The following is a 21,226-nucleotide window of genomic DNA, read 5'->3' as shown; positions in this document are numbered from 1 at the left end:
TGCCGGTGCCCTGGAAGCCGAAACTGGTGGCCTGGCCTGCGGCCAGTCGCCCGTTGTAGCTCTGGTTCGCGACGGTGATGGTCCCGCTGGTGCCGCTGCTGACCCCGTTCCAGAGCGAGCTGACCGACGCGCCGCTCGGCAGGGTGAGGGTGACCCGCCAGCCGGTCAGCGCCGTGGTTCCCGCGGTGACGCTGACGCTGGCGACGAATCCGCCGTTCCGCTGGTCCTGGACGGAGTACACCGCTGTGCAGCCGGGGGTGCCGGTCGGCGGCGGCGTGGTGGGCGGTGGAGTGGTCGGAGGTGGGGTGGTGGGTGGCGTGCCGTCGTCGAGCGTCAGGTTCTTCTGCTGGACGTTCCACTGGCTGCGGCACAGACCGCAGTCGGAGCCGACGAAGTTGCGGCCGGCGGTGGCGTCGCCCTTCAGTCGCCACTTCAAGTAGAGAGTCGCCACCCTGCCGAACTCGCCGCCGTTGGCCTGGTCGTAGGTGCCGCCATGCCCGACGTTCAGGTTGCCCATGAAGGCGGGCAGGCCCGCGGGCAGCTTGCCCCAGTCGTCCATGGCGTTCGGGTAGGCGATGTCGCTGGGCCCGCCGACGAAGTAGGCGATCGGCTTGGTCAGCCTCCTGAGCTGATAGTCGTCGGCGTCGTTGAGCAGACCGCTGCTGAAGATGCCGGTCGTGGTGACGCGCGGGTCGTTCGAGACGGCGTACGCCTCCAGACCTCCGCAGGAGAAGCCCGCGACGGCGACCTTGCTCGTGTCGATCTTGTTGTAGTACTTACTGCCCTGCCGGGAGTTCTCCGCGACCGCCCAGTCGATGGACTGGGTGAGCATCTGGGAGGTGGTGGAGCCGGACCCGTTCGGGGCGCCGTTGGCGATGGCGAGGAAGCCGTGGGAGGCGATCTCGCGGAGAAAGTTGCCCTGGGAGAGGCCGTTGGCCGAGCAGCCGCCGTTGCCCCACACGACGATGGGCAGGCGTTCGGACGGGAGGGTCTGCGGCCGGAAGATGGTGTGGTTGGCCAGGGTGGCCGAGGTTTCGTAGTCGGCGGGGTAGGGGCCGGAACCGCCGATGGCGGCGGACGCCGGTGTCCCGCCGAGCGCCATGATCACGGAGGTGACCGGGACGATGGTGGCCGCCAGCCCCGCGTAGATCTTTGCTCGCCTTCTCATTGCATCCTCCAGGAACAGTCACTGTGGCGCTCCCCGCGGTGGCGGTTGTGTCACTCGCGCCCCGACGAGAGTGGTCAGCGCTGGCCACGGGTCTGGTCGACGTGGGCGCGTCGCGGCCTGGGCGGCGGCCGTGCCCTCGGTCGCCGCTGCCCGCTCGTTCAGCGCCGGCGACCGCCCGGCCGCGGTCCCTACAGGCGCTCCGATGGGAGCTGTATGCAGTTACTATCACTGCGGCAACGAAAAGTGTCAATGTCTGGTTGGCTCTGGCCGGCCGCGACGTCGTCAGCCGGCGAGTGGGCCGCTGCCGTGCTTTCCGCCGGTCGGCTCCGGCCGCGAGGGATCCCTCGACGCCTGGAAGTGGGTGATCCACGAGGCGGCATCCGGCCAGTGCGGTGTAGCCACCTCGACCAGACGCGCCTGAGCGAGTGAGCCGAGCAGGGTGTGGATGTCCAGGAAGGTCTCCCTGGCCTCCTGGCGAGGCCAGGGCTCCGGCAGCAGGTGCGGGGGCAGGTCCGGGTCGATGTCGGCGAACTTCCGCCAGGAATCCATGGCGGAGGTCCGAGCCACCAGCGCCCGGGCCGCGTCCACCTCCCCGTCGCGCGCGGCCGCCCGCAGCTCCGCGTACTGCTCGATGAAGCCGGAGTACGCGGAGGCGAGCCTGGTCAGGTCGTACGCGGAGGCCGGACCGTGCGGCCCGGTCTCCTCGTCGAACCGGGCATGCAGAACCGACCATCGGGCACCCTCGACGTGGTGCAGCAGCTCGCGCAGCGCCTCCTGCGCCGGCGCGGCGTCGGAACCCGGGCGGATCCACACGCTGTCGTAGAGGCCCACGAACCCCAGTGCGCTCAACGACCTGCGGAGCGCATGACGGGAGGCCTGGCCGGCGTTCGGAACGGAGAAGGACGCCAGCACCCATTCGCCGGTCCAGAGCGCCGGGCGGGAGCCGAAGTTCAGGAAGTGCCGCATCCGAAAGCGATGCTTGGCGATCGCCTGCGGCGTGAGGTGGTAGACCGGCGACCGGCCCTTCCTCCGCATTGCGATGAGACCCCGCTTGACCAGCCGGGACAGCGCCGCGCGGGCGCTGGACTCGCTGACCCCGAACTCCCGCAGAATCGCGATGACCGCCGTCGACGGCAGGTCGGCGTCCGAGGAGTCGAGGTACTCGCCGAGGACAGTCGTCAGCAGATGCTGAGGGCTCGACCCCGCCTGGGCCCGGGGCACTCGGACGTCGTCGGCGTTCACCTCATCAGACTGCCGCACCAGGGTGCCCACGGCTCGTCAGGTGGGGCGGGCGCAAGGTGCCGTCAGGGGCGGGTGGAGGCACTATCGTTCTGGCGTGCACATCCGTTTCGACGTCCCCGCCGATCCCGCCTACCCGGGCCGGGTGGCCGCCGCGCTCGGCAACGCCCGGCTCCGCAGATTCGGCTACATCGGAGCGGTCCTGGCGGCGGTCGGGGTCGTCGGTCTCGTCGTCTCGCGAGGGTTCGGGTGGGGCGAGCGGAGTTCGCCGCTGTGGACCACGCTGGTGGTGGCCGGCGTGCTGTCGATGCTGTACCGGCCGTGGGTCCTGGCGCGCGCCCGACGCCGCTCCGGTAGCTACGCCGTCGAGGGCGCCTACGACATCACCGATGACAACATCATGATGCGCAGCGGTTCGGAGTCCGGCGGCATCGCCTGGGACGGGGTCGCCCAGGTGCGGGACGCCGGAGATTTCTGGGTCGTGTACGTCGGCCGAATGCCGGCGACCGTGATCCCGCGCTGGCTGATGTCCGCCGAGGACGCCGAGACGTTGCGCGCCCACATGACCGAACGAGGGCTGCTGCCGTTTCCCCGGGCTGATGGGCCGAGGCCGTAACCGAGGTCGGCTCCGCGGAATCGGCCCCCGTGTCGGCATCCCCGCCCCTGATCGTCTGCCGCTCCCTATTCTCGACGGGGATGCACCAGTCCGAGTAGTGGCCGTCGGCCCGACGGTCTACAGGAGGCCGTCATGAGCAGCACGGATCGACCCGAGGGGATCAGCCCCACAGCGGTGGAGTCAGCACCAGGGCTGTGGCGGATCGACCTGCAACGGCACGACCTCAGCATCCCCGGTCGAGAGGTCATTCAGACTCGGGTGGAGTTCACGCCGGATTCGCCACCGTTCAAGCATTTCCACCCCGGTGAGGAGATCATCTGCGTCCTTCAGGGAACGCTCGAATATCGGCTGGAGGGGCAGCCACCCATGGTGTGCAATCCCGGCGACGCGCTCACGGTCCCATACGGCGTGCACCACCAGGCCCGCAACGTTGGCGACGGTATCGCTGTCGAACTGGCCACGTACGTCGTCGAGAAGGGGAAGCCACTTCTCACCAAGGTGGAGTGAGATCTGCACTGCCGGCATAAACCACCGTCGCCGTTTGTGCGATCGGCGCGCTGGGCAGAAGCACACCATGACGAGTGAACGGGTCAGGTCTGTCGGTCGTTACACCATGCGGACCCTCGGCGTGCTGGCGATCGTCGTGGGCGTGCTGGGGGGCGTCTCCAGCCTGACCCAAGGCAACCTCGTCGGGGTGATCCTCGGCGTCGTCTTCATCGCCGGCGGGGCGTTCCTGATCAAGCGCTCCGGCGCAGCGGCGACACCGAGGCCGCGGAGCACGCGCTGACGTCTGCGGGGTTCATGGTCACCGTGGTCGTCGCGGTGCCCGACCACGGTGACTGCTCCGCGACGACCGCCACCACATCCAGTGAGGCGTTGTCGCCGCTGACATAGACGGTCGGCCAACCGGTCGCCTCCAGCACGAACCCGATCACCGGGCCGTTGACCACGCCGATCTCCGGCGGACCGTGCAGCGCCGGCACCGCCGTGACGCGCACGTCGCCGACCTCGGCGTACTCGAAGGGCCGCAGGCCGGTCGCTCCCGGCCCGAGATTCGGCGCCCCCGCCGTGGTGGTGAACACCCGTCGGGCCCGGCGCGCTTACTCCCGCCCGGAGACGTCGAGGTTGTCGATGTGGTGTTCGTGCGACACGAGCACCACGTCGACCGGGTCGAGGTCCGTGGGCGCCGCGCTCGGGCCGGTGAACTTGGTGGCGGCGACCGGCCCGTCCTGGTACGTGCGCGGATCGTCGAAGGTCGGGTCCAGCACGACGCGTTGGCCCGCGTAGTCGAGGACGGCCGTGGGGCCGCCGACGGCGCGTACGGTCAGCTTGTTCATGGTGTTCTCCCTGGCTGGTGATTCGCCTCCTCGCGGAGGGCCTGGTTTTCGGCGCGCAGGCGGGCAAGTTCGTCGCGCACCGGCGCGAGCGCGTCCGAGAGTTCCGCCTCGCTGAAGCGGGGCGTGATGTGTTGGGGGCAGTTCCAGTCGTAGCCCTGCACCTTGACGGTGATCAACCGTTCCACCCGGCCCGATGGCCCGGGCACGCTCAGCCTTCCCAGCAGCTCCTCGAACCCGGGGTCTCGCACGTCGGTGACGTGCGCCGTGCCGATGATCTTGAGTCGGCGTTGGTGGGCGTAGTCCATGAGCAGCAGCGAGACCCGGGGTGACGTGGCGAGGTTGCCGACCGACAGGTACTGCCGATTGCCGCGCAGGTCGGCCCAGCCGAGGACGCTGTGCCCGTCGGTGGGGTCAAGGACGTGCAGGAAGCCGGGTGGGCCGCCGCGGTGCTGTAGGTACGGCCAGCCGTTCTCGCCGACGGTGCCGAGGTAGAAGTTGTCGCGTTCGGAGATGAAAGCGGCCTCATCGTCACTGAATGTCGCATCCGTGTCCCAGCCGGCGGTCATGCGCTGGATGGCGGGCCGGCTGCCGTAGCGCTGTTGCGCGGCGACCACCGACGCGGTGGTCAGTTCCTCCAGGTAGCGGTGTGGCATGACGAGCACCTTCCAGGGGTCACCTAACCATCGTCCCGTCTTTCACCGGTAAGAAGATATGTCGCGGCGACTAACCTTTCAAACGGCGGACGATGGTAAGGTCGGCGGCATGACACGTCGGCCACTGGTGGGCGAACCCCTCGCACTGGACCTGGTCAACACCCAGTGGGCCGAGCGGGGTCGCATGGTCGACCTGTTCGACGAGCCGGACGGGTTGCGGGGATGGCTCGCCGAACACCACCTGGAGAGTGACCCCGCGGCGGTGGAGACCCCGTTGCGGGAGACGCGTTCCGCGCTGCGCCGCGTCCTCGAACAGCCCGACGAGGCCGCCGAACGGGGGGTCAACGCGATCCTCGCCCGTGGCGCCTCGGGCTACACGCTTCGCAAGGGGGCCGTGCAGGAGCGGCACGAGGTCGACGCCGGGTGGCTCCCCTCCTGGCGAGCGGCCATCAACTACCTGGACCTGCTGCGCCAGCAACCCCACCGCATCCGACGCTGCGGTAACCCCGCCTGCGTCCTGCACTTCTACGACACGTCGCGCAACGGCACCCGACGCTGGTGCTCGATGGACGGCTGCGGCGCTCGCGCCAAGGCCGCCCGTCACTATCAACGCCAGCGCGTCACCCCTACCGCCCAACGCCAAGAGCACGGGGTACGGGTCGACTAGGTGCCCGGGCACCTGCCGAATGGCGCTAGCCTCGGCCCTCATGACCTGGCTGCCCGATGAGTTCGTCCACCCCGTCCATGTGCCGGTGCCCGACACCGCGCTGCATCTGCGGCCGATCCGCGAGGCGGACACCCCTCTCGACCACCCCGCCGTGATGGGCTCCCGCGAGCGCCTGTGGGAGATCTTCGGCCCGGCCTGGGGGTGGCCCAGCGAGACGATGACCTACGAAGAGGATCGCGTCGACCTGCTGCGGCACGAGCAGGAGATAGCCGCGCACCAGTCGTTCAACTACGCGTTGCTGGACGAGGGGGAGACGGCGATCCTCGGCTGCGTCTACATCGACCCGCCGGAGCGCACCGGCTCCGACGGCGAGGTCTCCTGGTGGGTGGTGGACGACCTGGTGGGCAGCGAGGTGGAGGCTGCGGTGGACGCGCTGGTGCCGCAGTGGATCGCCGCCGACTGGCCGTTCCGCCAGCCCCGCTATCTGGGCCGCGACATCGCCTGGCAGGACTGGCTGGCGTTGCCGCGCGTCTCCTGACCGGGGCCGAGCCTGCTGGGGCCAGGCGAGACTGCCTGGCCCCCACGTCGGGGCTCGGTCAGCCCAGGTACTTCTCCCACGGACCAGTGATGGCCAGGGTGAGGCCCGGGTCCTGCATGTTGACGAAGAGCACCTTGCCGTCCGCGCTGAAGGTAGGCCCGCAGAACTCCGAGTCGTTGAGCTGGTTGCGGGCGATGGCGTACGTGGGCCCACCCGGGATCGTGCTGAGCACGTGCGAGGCGCCAGTGCCGTCCTCGGCGAGCACGAGGCTTCCCCACGGGGTGACTGTCACGTTGTCCGGGCCGTCGAAGGTGAGGTCGGTGTACTTGACCGGCGCACCCTCCTCGGAGGCGGTCTGGTGCGGGAAGTACGTCACCAGCTGGATGGTCTGGTTCTTGTAGTTGTAGAACCAGACCATTCCGTCGTGCGGCGCCGCGTCCGCCGGCAGGTCACCCTCGTCCCAGGCGTAGGAGTTGACCACGTACACGCCCTCGTCGGTGGCCCACACGCCCTCGAACTTGCGTCCCCGGGTGACCTCGCCGTCGGCGAACTGCTCGCGCACCGACTTGGTGCGCGCGTCGCGGTCCGGCACCTCGATCCATCGCACCGGGAAGGGGCGGCCCAGCTGGGCGGAGGTCAGGTAGGCGACGTCCGGCAGCACCGACCCGTCCTCCATGATGATCTGCATCGCGGCGAGGACACCGGCGTTCGGTGCGAGGCGGGTGAGCACGCCGGGGCCCAGCTTGACGCCGTGTGGCGCCGTCCAGCGGTAGAAGAGGCCGTTGGGCTCGTCGGCGTCCTCGGAGAGGTAGACCCGGGTGCGGTCCTTGTCGACGGCCAGGGCCTCGTGGGAGTAGCGGCCCAGGCACTTGATCGGCTTCGGGTCGGCGCTGCCGTCGGCCCACACCTCGAAGACGTAGCCGTGGTCCTTCTGGTAGACGCCGGACCGGCTGCCCTCCTCCCACGTGTCGCCGGCCCGGTCCTCGGTCTCCTCGCAGGTGAGCCAGGTGCCCCAGGGGGTAGGCCCGCCGGCGCAGTTGGAGATGGTGCCGGAGAGCGCCACGAACTCACCCAGGTTGCGGCCCGCGAGGTCGGTCTTGATCACGGTGCAACCGCCGGCGTCGACGGCACCGGCGTCGTAGACCGTTCCCTTGACGTGCGGCACGCCGAACTCGGCGCCCGGGTCGATCTCGTGGTTCTGGATCAGGGTGTACCGGCCGTGGCCGGCGTCGTAGACGGCCATGCCGTCATGGTCCGACGGGGTGGTGCCCTGGCCGCGGTCGAGCCGGGTGACGCCGGTCCGGGTGACCACCGTGTAGCGGAAGCCCTTGGGCAGGGCCAGAACTCCCTTGGGGTCGTCCACGAGCGGCGGAAAGGGCACGTTACCGGGCTTCACCGGCGGGTGCGGCCGGGCCGGGCTGGCCTGGGCCAGGGACGGCAGGCCGCCTGCGACGGCAAGGCCGACGCCGGCGGCGGCGCCGCTGGCGAGGAAGGTACGACGAGAGGAAGGCACGTGGATCAACTCCTGGTCAAGACAAGTGCGATGACTGGCAGCCAACTCCTTCGGGCGGACAGCGACACGTCACCCGTGGGATCGGGCGGTGACATCGGAGTTAAGAGTCAGGGTCACGCACGCGTCGCGGGCAGCAGGGCGGACCAGTCCTGGGCGAGGGCCCAGTCGGCGAAGCTGTGCCAGCCGACCTCCGGGTAGTCGCGGCGCAGCGCGGTGACGTCGACGGTCAGGCCCACGGTGCTGAAGTAGTCGAACATGGCCGCCAGGTCGGTGGACCGCTGCCGAACCTGGGCCAGCGGCACCTGCACGTGGGTGATCGGGCGGCCGATGGCTCCGGCGATGATCTCGGCGAGTTGGGTGGGTGTGCGTTCGTCGGAGGCGATGTCGATGCGATGGCCGGCGAACTCGCCCGAGCGTTGGAGGACGAGCGCGGCGAAAGCGCCGATGTCGACCGCCGGGATGAGGGTGAGCGGCCGGTCGGCGGGCATCGGCCAGGCGAAGGTGCCCCTGCCCAGGCCGTCGAGCGTCCAGCCACTGGCGTAGTTGTCCATGAAGGCGGCCGGCGCGATGATCGTCCAGGGCACTGTCGAGGTGCGCAGGTGCTGCTCGATGAGGTGCTTGCTCTCGTAGTGCGGGATGCCGGTGCCGCGGTCGGCGTGGGCGACGGTGGTCAGCACGAGGTGACCGAGCCCGGCGGCTGCCGCCGCGTCGACGAGGGTCCGGCCCTGCCGGACCTCGGTGGCGAGGTCGGTGCCGAACGGTGTGGTGACCGCGAACAACGAGTCGGCTCCGGCGAGCGCGGCGTCGAGGGACGCGCGGTCGTCGAAGTCGGCCCGGCGCACCTCGGCCCCGAGGTCGCGGAGGGCTTCGGCGGCCGGCGAGGTGGGGTGGCGGGTGATGGCGCGTACCCGGTGGCCGGCCGCCAGCAGGGCGCGGGCGGTGGCACCGCCTTGGGCTCCGGTGGCGCCGGTGGCGGCGACGGTGAGCACGGGTCCTCCAGGAGGGTAAGATAGCTGCGTAGCGCATTAACTGCGTCACGCAGTAGATTATGGCGGATTACTGCGTCACGCAACTAGTTCAGAGGTGATGCGGTTGACTGCGAAGCGTCGGGCCCGGCTGTACGAGGAGATGTCGATGGCGTCCCGGCGCTATCTGGCCTCGTACGTCCTGTTCAACCAGGCCATCGCCGATCACCTGGGGCTCCACCCGACCGACGTGCAGTTCCTGAGCCTGCTCTCGGCGGCTCCCGCGCCGCCCACGGTGCGAGAGGTCGCCGATATGACCGGCCTGACCACGGGATCGGCCACCCGACTGGTCGACCGGCTCGAACGTGGCGGCTACGTCAAACGGACGCCCGATCAGGAGGACCGGCGCCGGGTGCTGGTCACCCCGGTGCCGGATCGCCTCGACCGGGTCACCGCGGTCTGGGACGACCTCGGCAAGTCCTGGCAGACACTTCTCGACGAGCACACCGACGATGAGCTGGAGGTGATCACGCGCCACATGAACCGAGCGCATGACCTCAGCCACGCCCAGATGCGTCGCCTGCGGTCCCAACCGACGCCCGACTGAGTAACTCCCGCCTTCGACGCTCAGCGTCCCGCTGCCGAGGTCGGCTGGGGTTCGCGCTCGGTAAACGTGTCGGGTGTGGCTCGCCACCAGCGCCGGGACGCCAGCGCCGCAAGCCCGGCGCCCACGGCGTTGAGCAGGATGTCGTCCACCGACGACACCCGGTCCAGCCGCAGGACGTACTGGGCGGTCTCCACGAGGACCGAGCAGCCGGCCGCGAGGACCAGGATCCGCGGTACCGACGCCAGCGCCGGGAACCGCAGCGGGGCGAAGAAGCCCAGGGCCGCGAAGACCAGCAGGTTGCCGACGACCTGGACCGTCGCCGTCAGCGGGCCCCCGTCGGAGAAGATCGTGAGCAGGTCGCGCAGCGGCACCAGGGTCACCCGACCGGAGACGACACCGGCCTGGTCGCCCGGCAACATGATCATCCATACCCACGGCACGGTGCCGTAGACGATGCCGACGTCGGCCAGCGACGTCCGCCACGCCGCCGTGGTGCCGGCGGCACGGCGGCGGCGTGCCAGGGCCCAGACCGCCAGCGCGGCCAACGGCAGGACGACCACCGTGTTGAGGACGACGCCGTTGAACGTACCGAGCCAGCCGTGCCAACCCCTGATCATGCGACCCCCGCTGTTCGCCCAGCCCCGAAACCTACCTGGCCCGGGCGGTGTGCGGTTGCTCGTTCGTGACACCCGCGCGACCTGGCGACCGCAGCGGATCGTGCTCTGCTGCGGTCGCCTCTCGTCTGACCAGAGCTGGTGTTCAGCGCGTCACGAAGCCATCGGTCGACGGGCGAGGTGACCGATGCCAGTCATGGTGGCAGCGGCCACCGCGATGAGGATTGCCAGCGGTAGCGGCTGACCGTCGAAGTGCTGCATCGCCGTGTTGACGAGCAGCCGGTCGGGGATGAGCCATCCGGCGAGGAAGCCGGTGAGTCCGACGCCGACGATGACGGCGGGCCGGTGACGGCGGACCGCGAATGCGGCGGCGACAGCGGCGGTGGCGGCGGCGTGGATCCCGATCACGGTCGGCACGGCGTCGGAAACGTAGACGCCGTGGCGTCCCCATTCTCCGGTCCCTTTCCAGGCGAGGATGCCGAGCGGGACAAGGGCCCACCAGAACAGGCGCGGCCGGGGCGCGGTCCACCGCTCGCGGGCGGCGATCGCGAGCAGGCCGAGGATCAGAACCGGTGGGGCGTACGCGAAGAGTTGTTGGCCTGGGTTGATTCCCATTCCGGCCCCGCTGAGCACGTCAATGACGAACCAACCAACGGTGACCGTCAGGAATATTGCCTGCAGGGTGAGGGCGGTCCGGGTCGCGCCGCACAGCCAGGCGATCAGTGGTGCGAGGGGCAGCAGGCCGAGGACGACTAGCTGCGGCCAGCTGGCGATGAGGGCCGGCATGTCGGTGGTGAGGACGGCGCCGGTGAACAGGTCCAGGGTGTGACCGGCGGGCTGGGTGCCGGCGGCGACGAGCAGGGCACTGAGCCCGGTGGTGAGGGCCGTGGTGGTGACGGGCGTGGTGAGCCGCAGCCGGATCGCCAGGGCGACGATGTTCAGTGTCTCGTGCCGGCTCGGGTGTCGACGGCCGTGGTCGAGGTCCAGCAGCAGTCCGAGCAGTTCCTCGCCGCGGGCGGTGCGGTGCGTGGCTGGCAGCAGGCGCAGCAGCCGTCGATATCGTCGTTCCAGCGGGCTCACGTCCGGGCTCATCCGATGGTCCCAAGACGCGGGGCGTTGCGGGCGGCACGCTTGTTGAGGCGCTCCTCGGCGAGCCGGACCGCGGCGGCCATCCGCCGGCTCTCGGCGCGGATGGCGTCTGCCCCCGCGTCGGTCAGTTTGTAGAAACGGCGCAGCCGGCCCTTCTCCACCTCATCGTGGTCGGGGGCGATGAGCCCTTGGGTGACGAGGCGGTCGAGGGCCCCGTAGAGGGTGCCAGCGCGTAACCGGATCCGGCCGTCGGTCATCTCGTCGACCTCCGTCACCACGGCGTAGCCGTGCCGGGGCTGGTCGGCGAGGGCGGAGAGGATCAGGAACGTCTGCTCACTGATGTCCATACACGATATATACCGCACCACGATATATAAAGCAACGATGTCGCACGATGGGGTGGCGGGGCCGTCATCGGCCGAGTGAGGTCGCCGGTCGTGCCGCCTCGTGAAGCTCGCGGGGGGCGGCACGACCGACCGATCGTGCGGTGGGTCAGTTGCGGGTAGACCAACGCTGGTTGGTGCCGCCGTTGCAGGACCAGAGAATGAGTCTGGTCCCGTTGCCGGTGGCGGCGGCGTTGGCGTCGAGGCAGAGCCCGGACTGGACGCCGGTGATGGTGCCGTTGGAGTTGAGGTTCCACTGTTGGTTGGTGCCGCCGTGGCAGTCCCAGATGATGGCTTGGGTGCCGTTGGTGGTGCCCTGGCCGAGGGCGTCGAGGCACTTGTTGCCGTACACCTGGAGTTGTCTGCCGGCGGTGTAGGTCCAGCGCTGCGCGGTGTTGCCGAGGCAGTCCCAGAGTTGGACCTGGGTGCCGTTGGTGGTGCTGCCGTTCGGTACGTCGATGCAGCGGCTGGATTGACCGCCCACGACCTGGACGTTCTGTTGCGGGTTGCCGCCGCCGACCGGCGCGTAGGCGGCGGCGTTGATGTTGGCCTGGACGGCGTTCTCGGTGGCCGCGGTCGGGTAGCCGGAGGTCAGTACGCCCTCGAAGAAGGTGCCGCGACCGGTGATGCTGTTGTCACCGCCGATGCCGAGCAGGATGGCGCCCTCCTTCTTCATCGGGTGGTAGCCGTTGGGGCGTGGCCCGTCGAAGTAGGTCGTCAGGCTGCCCGACTGGGCGTTGCCGCCCCGGATCGCCCAGTGGTTCGGCTCGCCCTTGACCATGGCGGTGACGAAGCGGTGGTTGATCGACGCGATGTTGTTGTAGCCCGCGTTGACGCCGGAGAACAGCCCCCACTCCAGGTCGGCCATGATCCAGGGCCCGGCCCCCGCGCCGTAGCCCCACTGCTTGTTGGCGCCGAAGTAGACGGTCTCCATGATGGCGCGTTCGTCGGCGAGGCTGTTGGTCTGCGCGTTGCCGTAGTCGAAGCAGCACCACTGGTTGTAGTGCGTGCCGTCGACGACCGCGTAGATGCCCTCGGGCTGGTCGCCGGTCGCGACGCCGTTGGTGTTGTTGTTGCGGTAGCCGGTGCCGGGGGCGATGTAGACGCCGTACGCCTTCTGGCCGCCGACGGTGACCGGCGCCGCCTTGGCGTCGGCGAGGTTGTCCCATCCGCCGGGGGCGGGACCGGCGAAGCCGCCGGGGGGCGCCTGGGTGAGGCGGTTGTTGCGGCCGGACTGGTCGTAGATGATCGTGATCACGCAGTTGGTGTTGGCGCAGAACGTGTCCTGGGTGGCGGCGTTGGCGTAGCCGCCCTCGCTGAGCACGCCGACGTCGCGGGTGGTGTTGTCCGAGGAGCGTCGAACCTGGTAGAGCGGGCCGTTGTAAGCGCCGTACAGCGCGCGGGTGGTGCTGTGCGCGGCCACGCACGGGGTGCCGCCGGAGGCGTAGATGTCACACGGACCCGTGCCGGCGGCGTGGGCGACGCCCGGCGTGTCCGTGACCACATAGGCGCCAGCGCCGACGACGAGGACGAACAGGGTCCCGGCGGCGGCGATCAGGCGACCCAGTTTTCTCTTCACGTTCATCGGATCCTTTCGGTGTGTGGTGGGGGTGGTCTGCGGCTGTGGAATTGACGTCACACGTCATACCTGTGACATTAATGGGCGTCCATCTATTGGCGCTAGTTGGCACGCGTTGGTCATCGATCGATGAGCCTGAGGACGGATATGCTGGTCGGCGGAGCAAGGTGCGTCCCCGTATCGGGGCAAGAATCGATTCGAGGGCGATTGATGAACATCGGGGAGATCGCTCGCCGGGCGGGGGTGTCCCGCAGCACCGTTTCCTACGTGCTCAGCGGAAAACGCAGCGTGTCGGAGGCGACCCGCCAACGGATCCAGTCGGTCATCGACGAGTTGGACTACCGGCCGAACGCCAGCGCCCGTGCTCTCAAGGAGGGGCGCAGCCGCACCCTCGGGCTGGTCATCCCGCCGGCGAGCCAGCGGCTGACCGACATGCAGCTGGGCTTCGTCGCCAGCGTCGTCGAGGCCGCCGCCCGCCACGACCTCGACGTGCTGCTGTCCCCCTCCGGCGGCGACCATGACCGGTCGTTCGAGCGGATCGTCACCGGGCGTCGGGTGGACGGCGTGATCCTCATGGAGATTCGGCTGGCCGACGACCGGGTGACCCGGCTGACAAAGGCCGGGCTGCCGTTCGTCACCATCGGCCGGACCGCCGAGCCGCACGGGATGAGCTGGATCGACATCGACTATGCCGGGCTGATCGCCCGCTGCGTGCAGCACCTGGCCGACCTGGGGCACCGGCACGTGGCACTCGTGAACCGGTCCGCCGAGTTGGTGGCCGCCGGATACGGCCCCAGCCATCGCGCGCTGACCGGCTTCCGCGCGGCGGCGGTGGAGCGGGGGTTGATTGGCGTGGAGGTGTGCAGCGGCGACGACACCGCCTCCGGCGAGGCGTGCATGGAGCAACTGCTCGCGACGCACCCCGAGGTCACGGCGGTGGCCACCATCAACGAGGCCGCACTACCCGGAATGCAGCGCGCGTTGACCGGTGCCGGTTTGTCGGTTCCACGCGACTTCTCCGTCGCCGGAGTCGCCGCGCAGCACTGGGCGGAGGATTTCCGCCCGCCACTGACCGCCGCCGACGTGCCGATGGTCGAGATGGGCGCCGAGGCGGTGTCGCTGCTGCTGGAGATCATCGCGGCTCCCGGCGCCGTGCCACGACACCGCCTGTACAGCCCGCCCATCTCGTTGCGTTCCAGCACCGGCCCGGTCCGGGCCCGCTGATCCGAGCCGGCTACCCGCCCCTGACCCGCCGTTCCTCCTGGGCGGCGGCGAGGATGAGATAGCTGCTGGCGGTCCAGGTGTAGGCGCGGTCCCGCAGCCCGGTGCCGGTCTCGGCGTCGAAGTTCTCCGCGAAGCCGGACTTCTCGCACAGCGCAAGGAACCGCCGACTGATGTCGTCGGCGATCCTGGTCTGCCCGGCCCGGCGCAGGCCGTCCTCGACCAGGACGGTGGAGGGCGCCCAGATCGGGCCACGCCAGTAGCCGTCGGCGAGGTAGTGGGCCGAGTCGGTCGGCTCGGTGGCCAGCCCGTGCGTGGTCAGGTGGGTTTCGACGCCGCGCGCCAGCGCGGCGGCGACCGGGGCCGGCAGGTCGGCCCCGAGCGCGACGGGCATCAGGTCGAGCAGACTGCGGCTGGTTCGGCCCTGCCCGGTGTGGGGGTCCCGGGCGCAGAAGCGTTCGCCGTCCCACAGGTCGCGCAGCATGGCCCGGTGGATCCGGTCGGCCTCCTCCGACCAGCGGGTGGCCGGCTCACCCAGCTCGGTGGCGAGGTCGGCGAGGCAGCGAAGCTGCGAGACCAGGAATGCGGCGAGGTCAGCCGTTTCGAGGACCCGGTTGTCGTCGAAGGTGGTGGCGTTGTCCCAGCCGCTGTCGTTGCCGTGCTGGTAGTGCGGCAGGTCGTGGCCGGGAGCGCGCCGCGCGTCGAGCCAGAACCCGGTCCAGCGGGCGAGCCGGTCGTACGTCTGCGCCAGCGCCGCCCGGCCCGGTGGCTGGGGAAGGCGTCGGCGCAGGTGTCGGAGGGCCCAGCCGTGGATGGGGGGCTTGACGTAGTTGTGCAGGACCTCGGAGTGGGTGACCGAGTCGGGGAGGGCGCCGGCCTCGTCCTGGTGGTCGAAGGGCAACTGGAACTGGTGCCAGGCCAGCTCCGGCTCACCGGCCGCCAGGGCGATCGCGTTGAAGCAGTGGTCCCAGCTCCACACCTTGTCCATCCAGTGCTTGGACATCAGGACAGCCGGCCGGGTGACGAAGCCCGCCGGGGCGACAGTGGCCGACCAGAGGACGTACGCGGCCAGCTCGGCGGCCGGGGTCTCCGGACCGCGCCAGGGCGCGATCGCGTCGACGAACGCGGTGAACTCCGCGAACCGGTCGCGGCACAACTGCTCGAAGGTGACGGATCCGACGTACGGACGGCGGGCGGTGGCGTACTCCTCGATCGCGATCTCCCAGGGCCGGTCGCCGGAAAGGTCCAGGGACCGGTCGGCGGTGCCGAGCGCCTGGGCGCCGTCGGTCCGCGACAGAGCGCCGGAAAGCACAGTGATGCGGTAGCGGCGACCGGTCTCGTACGAGGTGAACACGTGTGATCCGTCGACCGGGTCGGCGTACAGGTAGGTGCCGCTGAACGGGGTGAGGGTGTGTGCCGACGCAGCCACCCGCAGGCCGAGCCGGTGACCCCGGATCCGCAGGGTGTCCGGCGCGTCGTAGACGGCCTCGATCCGGTCGACCCCGTTGCGCCAGGTCAGCAGCGCGGGGGTGGCGACGACTGTGGTGCCGGCGACCGTGGGGGCCAGACGCAGTACGGGGTGCAGACCGGTCTGGTGCGAGACCAGGTGCAGATCGTCGGCGTACGTCTTCTCGGCTACCACCGGGGAGATGTTGAACCAGGATCCGCGGTAGCTGAACGGGATGTCCTGGATTCCGAACTCCGGACCGGACGGGGCGGCGGTCATGGGTGGCGGGTGCCTCTCTGTGGTGCGGGTGGTCAGTCCTCGACCGCCGCGGATGGTCAGTCCTTGACGGCGCCGGCGGTCACGCCCATTGAGACGTACCGCTGGGCCAGGATCAGCAGCACCGCGGCGGGGATCGAGGCGACGACGGCGGTGGCCATGATGGCGTTCCACTGCTGGTTGTTGTTGCCGATGTAGTGGTAGATGCCGAGGGTGATCGGCTGATGGTCGCCGCCGCCGGCCAGGGTCGAGGCGAAGATGAAGTCCGACCAGGACCACAGGAACGCGAAGAGCGACACCGTGACGATCGAGTTGCGGCTGACCGGCAGCACGACCGACCAGAAGGTCCGCAGCCGACCGGCGCCGTCGACCACGGCGGCCTGGAGCAGCTCGTCGGGGATGCCGGACATGAAGGCCGTGAAGATCAGGACAGCGAACGGCACCGCGAGCGTGGTGTCGGCCAGGATCAGGCCGGGCAGCGTGTTGAGGACGCCGAGGGTGAGGTAGATGGCGTAGAAGCCCATCGCCATGATGATCCCCGGGATCATCTGCGCGATCAGCAGCACGAAGCTCAGTGCCGGGCCGCCGGGTGGCCGGAGCTTCGCCAGCGCGTAGCCGGCGGGGGCGGCCAGTGCCACGGTCAGCGCCACAGTGCCGAGGCCGACCAGGAAGCTGGTCCCGAGGTACGGCAGCTGCTGGTCGAGCACCGCGCGATAGCCGTCCAGGGTGCCGTTGGTGGGGAACAGGTGTGGGGGACTGGCCCGCATGTCCTGGTCCCGCGTGAAGGACACGTTGATCATCCAGTAGACGGGGTAGAGCATCAGCCCGGTCAGCACCAGACCGATTCCGGTCTTCCACCAGGTCCGCGGCGTCGAGGTGGTCATCGCAGCTGCTGCCTCCGCTCGATCCGGATGTAGACGAGGCCGGCGATCAGAGCCAGCACGATGAGCAGGTTGCCGATGGCCGCGCCCGGGCCGAACTCGGGCAGCAGGTTGCCGAATCCGAGCCGGTACGACCAGGTGGCGAGTGTGGCCGAGGAGCCGGTCGGGCCGCCCTTCGTCATGATCCAGATGATGTCGAAGACCTTCAGCGTGTAGATCAGCCCCAGCAGCAGCGTGATCAGGGAGACGGGGCGCAGCAACGGGAAGGTGATCCCCCAGAACCGTTGCCACCCCGTCGCGCCGTCGAGCGCGGAAGCCTCGTACATCTCGGTCGGGATCGCCTGTAGGCCGCTGTAGAGCACCACCAGGTTGAACGGGATGCCGATCCAGACGTTCGCGATGATCACCGAGGTGAGTGACCAGCCCGGCGAGGTGAGCCAGTTGACCCTGTCGATTCCGACGACGCCGAGCGCGGCGTTGACCAGCCCCGAGTCGCTGTTGAGTAGCCACGACCAGGTCGACGCCGAGACGATCAGTGGCAGCAGCCACGGTACGAGGATCAGTGCCCGCAGCGTGCGCGACAGCGGGAAGTGCTGGTGGAAGAAGAGGGCCAGGGCCATGCCGATGGTGAACTGGAAGGCGAGCGAGGCCGCGGTGAAGACCAGTGTGTGCGTCAGCGTCGGCCCGAATGCCGGGTCGGTCAGGACCGTCCGGTAGTTGTCGAGGCCGGCGAAGGGCGCCCCGCCCTGCACGAACGAGCGGACGGTGTACTCGCGCAGGCTCAACTCGACGTTGCGGTAGAGCGGGTAGGCGTAGAACGCCGCCAGGTAGATGGTCACGGGTGCCAGGAAGCCCCACGCCCACCATCGGCTGGGCCGGCGGGAACGGGAGGGGGCAGGGCCGGATGGGGCGGCGGTCGCCGCCCCACCCTGCTCGCGTACTGCGGTGGAGGTCTTCGTCGTGGAGGGCATGGTGTCGGTTCGGATCGCTTACCTGGTCGAGGCGGCGGTCTGCGCGGCGGCCAGTGCCTCCTGTGGCGACTTTCCGCCGCTGAGGGCCGACTGCACAGCGGTCCACAGCGCTTCGGAGATCTTCGGGTACTTCGTGCCGAGGTCGTCACCGGTGCGGCCCTTGGCTGCCCGGACCGCCTCCACCCAGACCTTGAGCTTGGGGTCCGCGGTGGCCTGTCGCTCCTGTACGGCGGCGACGGGTGCGACGTAGGAGAGCGTGGTGTCAGTGGTGAGGAGGTTGTCGGCGTTGGTCAGGCAGGTGACGAGCTTCTGCGACGTCTCGTACCGGTCGGTCTTCTTCTGCACCGGAATGGACACGAACTCACCGCCGGTGGGCGCCGGGGCCGGGCCGCCCGCGCTGGCCGGGATCGCGATAGTGCCGTACGAGAAGCCGAGCTTCTCCGCGTTGGCCAGCTGCCAGGTGCCGTTCTCGGCGAACGCGTAGTCGCCGGTGGCGAACTCCTGCCAGCTGGTGGTCTGGGTGTTGTTGATGACGGAGTTCGGGGCGTGGCCCTGCTTGAGCCAGTCGGTCCAGAGCGTCAACGCGGACACCGCCTGCGGTGAGTCCAGACTGGTCAGTTGGGCGCCCGATCCCCAGAACCAGGGCAGGAACTGGAAGCTGCCCTCCTCGGTGCCGATCGCGGAGAAGGTGATGCCCTTCTGCCCCTTGGCCTTGACCTTGGTCAGTGCCGCGGTCAGTGCGGTCCAGTCCTTGACGGCGGCGGGATCGACGCCGGCGGCGGTGAGCACGTCCTTGTTGTAGTAGAGGGCGAGGGTGTTCGCCCCGATCGGCACCCCGTAGGTCTTGCCGTCGCTCTGGCCGGCACCGAGCAGGTTCTTCTCCATGGCCGAGACGTCCAGCTTGTTGTCGTCGGTGGTGGTGAGCGCACCAGCTTCGGCCAGAGTGGAGATGACCGGGTTGTCCACGATCAGCACGTCCGGTGAGTTTCCCTGCTGGGCGGCGAGCAGCGCCTTGTTGGTCAGGTCGGTGGTGTCGTAGCCGGTCCGCTCGACAGTCACTCCCGCGGAGGTGCCGCACTTCTTGAGCAGCGCGACCCACTCGGAGTCGTCGGTGAACTGCGGATACGGGTCCCAGACGAGGTAGGCACCACCGTCGGCGCCACCGTCGGCGGACGACGAGCAGGCGCTGCCCGTCAGTGTGGCGAGAGCTATCACGGCGACGGCGGCGAGGCGCCGCCGACGACTGAGTCCGGTCATGTGGTGCCTCACTTCAAATCGATCGTCAGGTGGAGTTCGTGGGTTGATCGTCGCGGGTTGGACCAGTCCAACCATGAGGCGAATCGATTCGACGAATCGGTTCGCCCGAAGATAGGTCTGGCCATGCCCGGGGGTCAAGGGTCAGTTGGCCGCGCCGGGGGGATGGCTGGGCAACACGGACGTCACCGGGCCGTCACTTCATTGACATGGTTCAGTTCCCGGTCCTACGATCCGTGCGAATCGATTCGCAAGTGCTGCCCTCCGGAGAGCGTCCCCCGCGCCCCACCAAGGAGCCGCCCGTGAAAACCCCGTCCCGCAGCAGCTCAGGACGAGTCCGTGTGTTCGTGGCCCGACTCGTCGTCGGCCTGCTCGCCGCCGCTGCTGCCGTCACCGCCGTCTCGTCCCCCGCCCAGGCCGCCGACGAGTCGATCAGCGTCAACTTCGCCACCACCAGCGGTGCGCCGACCTACCGCGCCTCCGGCTGGATCTACGGCATGACCGAGAACGCCAGCGGTCCGGCCGACCACTTCTATCGGGACGTCAAGTTCCAGTACATGCGCGCCGGCGGCGCGCAGCTCCCGGGCAGTGGCTGGGTCGGCGGAACCTACGACCGCCGCTGGAACTCCACAGTCGCCCAGGCGCGTCGGACCACCGCCCTCGGCGGGAAGTTCATCATCCTGCCGCACGACCTCTGGGGTGCCGACGGCGCCGGAATCTCCCGCTTCCCCGGAGACAACGGCAACTGGACCGACTACGACAACTTCCTGACCCGCCTGATCAGCGACGTCCGGGCGTCCGGGCTGTCGGTGCAGTGGGACATCTGGAACGAACCCAACATCACCATCTTCTGGAACCGGCCGATCTCCCAGTACCTCGAACTGTGGCGGCGGACCTACCAGCGCATCCGGGCGGAGTTCCCCAGCCAGCTCATCGTCGGGCCGAGTTGTGCCTGCGTACCGTCGACCAACCACGCCTTCTGGAACCAGTACCTGGACTTCGTCCGCTCGACGAACACGGTGCCGGACATCATCAGCTGGCACTCGCTGCCCGGTGACCCGGTGGCGAACGTCGCCGCCGCCAACGCCACCCTCGACCCGCGCGGCATCGCCCACCCGCGTCCGTACCAGATCAACGAGTACGGCGCGCCCGACGAGCAGAACCCGGCCGACGGCGCCTGGTACATCGCGCGCCTGGAGCGGGCCAAGGCCGACGGCCTGCGGGCGAACTGGGCCAGCGGCGGCAGCCTGCACAACGACCTCGGCAACCTGTTGATCCGTAACTCGGCCGGCCAGCACCAGCCCAAGGGGGAGTGGTGGAACTACCGCTTCTACGCCTCCCAGGTCGGGGAGAACGTCGCGGTGACCCCCAGCCAGTCGTACGACGCGTACGCCACGAAGGCGGCCGGGGTGGCGAAGGTGCTCATCGGCGGTGGTCGTACCACCGGGAACCTGACCGTCAACCTGCAACGCCTGGACACCACCAGCGGCATCGTGCAGAACAACCAGGTCCGGGTGCTCACCCAACGCATCCCGCACAACGGTGGCGGCGCGGTGGCGGGGCCGGTAACCGTCTCCAACAGCGTGGTCGGGGTGTCCAGCAACAACGCCACAGTCATCCTGCCGTACAACAACCAGACCGACACCTACACCGTCACGCTGCTGCCCCCCGCGGACGGTGGCTTCCAGTCGGTGGCGGTGGCCCAACACTCCCAGCAGTGCCTGAACAACGCCGGCCTGAGCACCGCCGACGGCAACGTCCAACAGCAGAACTACTGCGACGGCGGTGACCAGCAGCTCTGGAACTTCCGCCCGGTCGCCGGCGTGGCCAACACCTACACGGTGGTCAACCAGCAGAGCGGCAAGTGCCTCGACGTCAGCGGCGTGTCGACCGCCGACGGCGCGGCAGTGCACCAGTGGACCTGCCTGAACAGCCTCAACCAGCAGTTCACGCTGCGCAAGGTGACCTACTCGGGCAACGACTCGCACGACTACCAACTCGTCGCCCGGCACAGTGGCAAGTGCGTCGATGTCAACGCGGTCTCCACGGCGGCCGGCGCGCTGGTCCACCAGTGGACCTGCAGGGCGGTCAACCTGGGCAGCCCGTTGAACCAGACGTGGCGGCTCCTGGGGCGGTAGGCGTCCAGGGGGAGGTGCCGCGCTGGCCGTCCGCCCAACGGCCAGCGCGCCACCTCACCACCGCATTCAT

Annotated in this window: 23 protein-coding genes; 8 read left to right on the top strand and 15 right to left on the bottom strand. The window is 69.4% G+C overall.

The features are described 5' to 3' along the window. Together ABZS40_RS06515 and ABZS40_RS06510 are read right to left on the bottom strand one after the other, a co-directional pair. Nucleotides 1-1,168: cellulose binding domain-containing protein (locus tag ABZS40_RS06515; protein WP_354942338.1), on the bottom strand; the 1,168-nt coding region annotated here is incomplete at its 3' end. A gap of 282 nt (nucleotides 1,169-1,450) precedes the next feature. Beyond that, complete coding sequence (locus ABZS40_RS06510; RefSeq protein WP_354942337.1) at nucleotides 1,451-2,410, bottom strand: PaaX family transcriptional regulator C-terminal domain-containing protein; 960 nt, start codon at nucleotides 2,408-2,410, stop codon at nucleotides 1,451-1,453. A gap of 94 nt (nucleotides 2,411-2,504) precedes the next feature. On the opposite strand from ABZS40_RS06510, the gene ABZS40_RS06505 reads away from it, so the two are divergent. The 3 genes from ABZS40_RS06505 to ABZS40_RS06495 all read left to right on the top strand — a co-directional run bounded on the left by ABZS40_RS06505 (nucleotide 2,505) and on the right by ABZS40_RS06495 (nucleotide 3,810). Further along, on the top strand, nucleotides 2,505-3,023 hold the full coding sequence (locus ABZS40_RS06505) for a YcxB family protein (protein ID WP_354942336.1): 519 nt from the start codon (nucleotides 2,505-2,507) through the stop codon (nucleotides 3,021-3,023). 132 nt (nucleotides 3,024-3,155) lie between these two features. Continuing rightward, nucleotides 3,156-3,530, top strand: coding sequence for a cupin domain-containing protein (locus ABZS40_RS06500; protein WP_238679635.1), 375 nt, complete (start codon nucleotides 3,156-3,158; stop codon nucleotides 3,528-3,530). A gap of 67 nt (nucleotides 3,531-3,597) precedes the next feature. Continuing rightward, complete coding sequence (locus tag ABZS40_RS06495) at nucleotides 3,598-3,810, top strand: hypothetical protein (RefSeq protein ID WP_354942335.1); 213 nt, start codon at nucleotides 3,598-3,600, stop codon at nucleotides 3,808-3,810. Here ABZS40_RS06495 and ABZS40_RS06490 read toward each other — a convergent pair. The 3 genes from ABZS40_RS06490 to ABZS40_RS06480 are packed head-to-tail and all read right to left on the bottom strand — an operon-like array spanning nucleotide 3,761 to nucleotide 5,013. Continuing rightward, nucleotides 3,761-4,105 carry a hypothetical protein gene (locus tag ABZS40_RS06490; protein WP_354942334.1) on the bottom strand — a complete coding sequence of 115 codons (345 nt, stop codon included), beginning with the start codon at nucleotides 4,103-4,105 and terminating at the stop codon, nucleotides 3,761-3,763. The genes ABZS40_RS06495 and ABZS40_RS06490 overlap by 50 nt on opposite strands. An 18-nt stretch (nucleotides 4,106-4,123) precedes the next feature. Continuing rightward, nucleotides 4,124-4,360, bottom strand: coding sequence for a hypothetical protein (locus ABZS40_RS06485; RefSeq protein ID WP_354942333.1), 237 nt, complete (start codon nucleotides 4,358-4,360; stop codon nucleotides 4,124-4,126). Next, nucleotides 4,357-5,013: a pyridoxamine 5'-phosphate oxidase family protein gene (locus ABZS40_RS06480; RefSeq protein ID WP_354942332.1), complete on the bottom strand. Its 657-nt coding sequence runs from the start codon at nucleotides 5,011-5,013 to the stop codon at nucleotides 4,357-4,359. Before ABZS40_RS06480 ends, ABZS40_RS06485 begins: the two co-directional genes overlap by 4 nt. A gap of 109 nt (nucleotides 5,014-5,122) precedes the next feature. On the opposite strand from ABZS40_RS06480, the gene ABZS40_RS06475 reads away from it, so the two are divergent. After that, nucleotides 5,123-5,680 (top strand): CGNR zinc finger domain-containing protein, encoded by a 558-nt coding sequence (locus ABZS40_RS06475; protein ID WP_354942331.1) that lies wholly within the window; start codon nucleotides 5,123-5,125, stop codon nucleotides 5,678-5,680. A gap of 40 nt (nucleotides 5,681-5,720) precedes the next feature. After that, nucleotides 5,721-6,218 (top strand): N-acetyltransferase, encoded by a 498-nt coding sequence (locus ABZS40_RS06470; protein ID WP_354942330.1) that lies wholly within the window; start codon nucleotides 5,721-5,723, stop codon nucleotides 6,216-6,218. A 58-nt stretch (nucleotides 6,219-6,276) separates the two neighbouring features. Here ABZS40_RS06470 and ABZS40_RS06465 read toward each other — a convergent pair whose 3' ends face one another. Then, nucleotides 6,277-7,731: an alkaline phosphatase PhoX gene (locus tag ABZS40_RS06465; protein ID WP_354942329.1), complete on the bottom strand. Its 1,455-nt coding sequence runs from the start codon at nucleotides 7,729-7,731 to the stop codon at nucleotides 6,277-6,279. A gap of 113 nt (nucleotides 7,732-7,844) precedes the next feature. Then, complete coding sequence (locus ABZS40_RS06460) at nucleotides 7,845-8,720, bottom strand: NmrA/HSCARG family protein (RefSeq protein ID WP_354942328.1); 876 nt, start codon at nucleotides 8,718-8,720, stop codon at nucleotides 7,845-7,847. Nucleotides 8,721-8,823: 103 nt separating this feature from the next. Here ABZS40_RS06460 and ABZS40_RS06455 point away from each other — a divergent pair, with 103 nt between their 5' ends. Continuing rightward, nucleotides 8,824-9,303, top strand: coding sequence for a MarR family transcriptional regulator (locus ABZS40_RS06455; RefSeq protein WP_354942327.1), 480 nt, complete (start codon nucleotides 8,824-8,826; stop codon nucleotides 9,301-9,303). Nucleotides 9,304-9,323: 20 nt separating this feature from the next. Here the strand turns inward: ABZS40_RS06455 and ABZS40_RS06450 are convergent, their stop codons facing one another. The 4 genes from ABZS40_RS06450 to ABZS40_RS06435 all read right to left on the bottom strand — a co-directional run bounded on the left by ABZS40_RS06450 (nucleotide 9,324) and on the right by ABZS40_RS06435 (nucleotide 12,974). Then, nucleotides 9,324-9,920, bottom strand: a complete 597-nt coding sequence (locus ABZS40_RS06450; protein WP_354942326.1) for a VanZ family protein — start codon at nucleotides 9,918-9,920, stop codon at nucleotides 9,324-9,326. Nucleotides 9,921-10,070: 150 nt separating this feature from the next. Beyond that, nucleotides 10,071-11,009 (bottom strand): hypothetical protein, encoded by a 939-nt coding sequence (locus ABZS40_RS06445; RefSeq protein WP_354942325.1) that lies wholly within the window; start codon nucleotides 11,007-11,009, stop codon nucleotides 10,071-10,073. Next, nucleotides 11,006-11,353, bottom strand: coding sequence for a PadR family transcriptional regulator (locus ABZS40_RS06440; protein WP_354942324.1), 348 nt, complete (start codon nucleotides 11,351-11,353; stop codon nucleotides 11,006-11,008). The genes ABZS40_RS06445 and ABZS40_RS06440 overlap by 4 nt, the downstream gene beginning before the upstream one ends. Before the next feature lie 145 nt (nucleotides 11,354-11,498). After that, a complete protein-coding gene (locus tag ABZS40_RS06435; RefSeq protein ID WP_354942323.1) occupies nucleotides 11,499-12,974 on the bottom strand; it encodes an arabinofuranosidase catalytic domain-containing protein in 1,476 nt (491 codons plus the stop codon). A 204-nt stretch (nucleotides 12,975-13,178) separates the two neighbouring features. Between ABZS40_RS06435 and ABZS40_RS06430 the strand changes: the two genes are divergently transcribed. Further along, a complete protein-coding gene (locus ABZS40_RS06430) occupies nucleotides 13,179-14,192 on the top strand; it encodes a LacI family DNA-binding transcriptional regulator (protein WP_354942322.1) in 1,014 nt (337 codons plus the stop codon). Between the two features lie 10 nt (nucleotides 14,193-14,202). Here the strand turns inward: ABZS40_RS06430 and ABZS40_RS06425 are convergent, their stop codons facing one another. The 4 genes from ABZS40_RS06425 to ABZS40_RS06410 all read right to left on the bottom strand — a co-directional run bounded on the left by ABZS40_RS06425 (nucleotide 14,203) and on the right by ABZS40_RS06410 (nucleotide 19,021). Beyond that, nucleotides 14,203-15,915: a trehalase family glycosidase gene (locus ABZS40_RS06425; protein ID WP_354942321.1), complete on the bottom strand. Its 1,713-nt coding sequence runs from the start codon at nucleotides 15,913-15,915 to the stop codon at nucleotides 14,203-14,205. Nucleotides 15,916-15,971: 56 nt separating this feature from the next. Continuing rightward, nucleotides 15,972-16,796 (bottom strand): carbohydrate ABC transporter permease, encoded by an 825-nt coding sequence (locus ABZS40_RS06420; RefSeq protein ID WP_354942320.1) that lies wholly within the window; start codon nucleotides 16,794-16,796, stop codon nucleotides 15,972-15,974. Further along, nucleotides 16,793-17,632 carry a sugar ABC transporter permease gene (locus tag ABZS40_RS06415; protein ID WP_354942319.1) on the bottom strand — a complete coding sequence of 280 codons (840 nt, stop codon included), beginning with the start codon at nucleotides 17,630-17,632 and terminating at the stop codon, nucleotides 16,793-16,795. Before ABZS40_RS06415 ends, ABZS40_RS06420 begins: the two co-directional genes overlap by 4 nt. Before the next feature lie 150 nt (nucleotides 17,633-17,782). After that, nucleotides 17,783-19,021 carry an extracellular solute-binding protein gene (locus ABZS40_RS06410; RefSeq protein WP_354942318.1) on the bottom strand — a complete coding sequence of 413 codons (1,239 nt, stop codon included), beginning with the start codon at nucleotides 19,019-19,021 and terminating at the stop codon, nucleotides 17,783-17,785. Between the two features lie 299 nt (nucleotides 19,022-19,320). Here ABZS40_RS06410 and ABZS40_RS06405 point away from each other — a divergent pair, with 299 nt between their 5' ends. Next, the gene (locus ABZS40_RS06405) at nucleotides 19,321-21,156 is read left to right on the top strand and encodes an RICIN domain-containing protein (RefSeq protein ID WP_354942317.1); all 1,836 of its coding nucleotides are present in this window, start codon (nucleotides 19,321-19,323) and stop codon (nucleotides 21,154-21,156) included. The last annotated feature ends 70 nt before the right edge of the window (nucleotides 21,157-21,226 follow it).

This window comes from Micromonospora sp. NPDC005324, from assembly GCF_040607155.1.
GTDB classification, from domain to species: Bacteria; Actinomycetota; Actinomycetes; order Mycobacteriales; family Micromonosporaceae; genus Micromonospora; species Micromonospora trifolii.
This window is presented reverse-complemented; position numbering and strand designations above follow the sequence as displayed.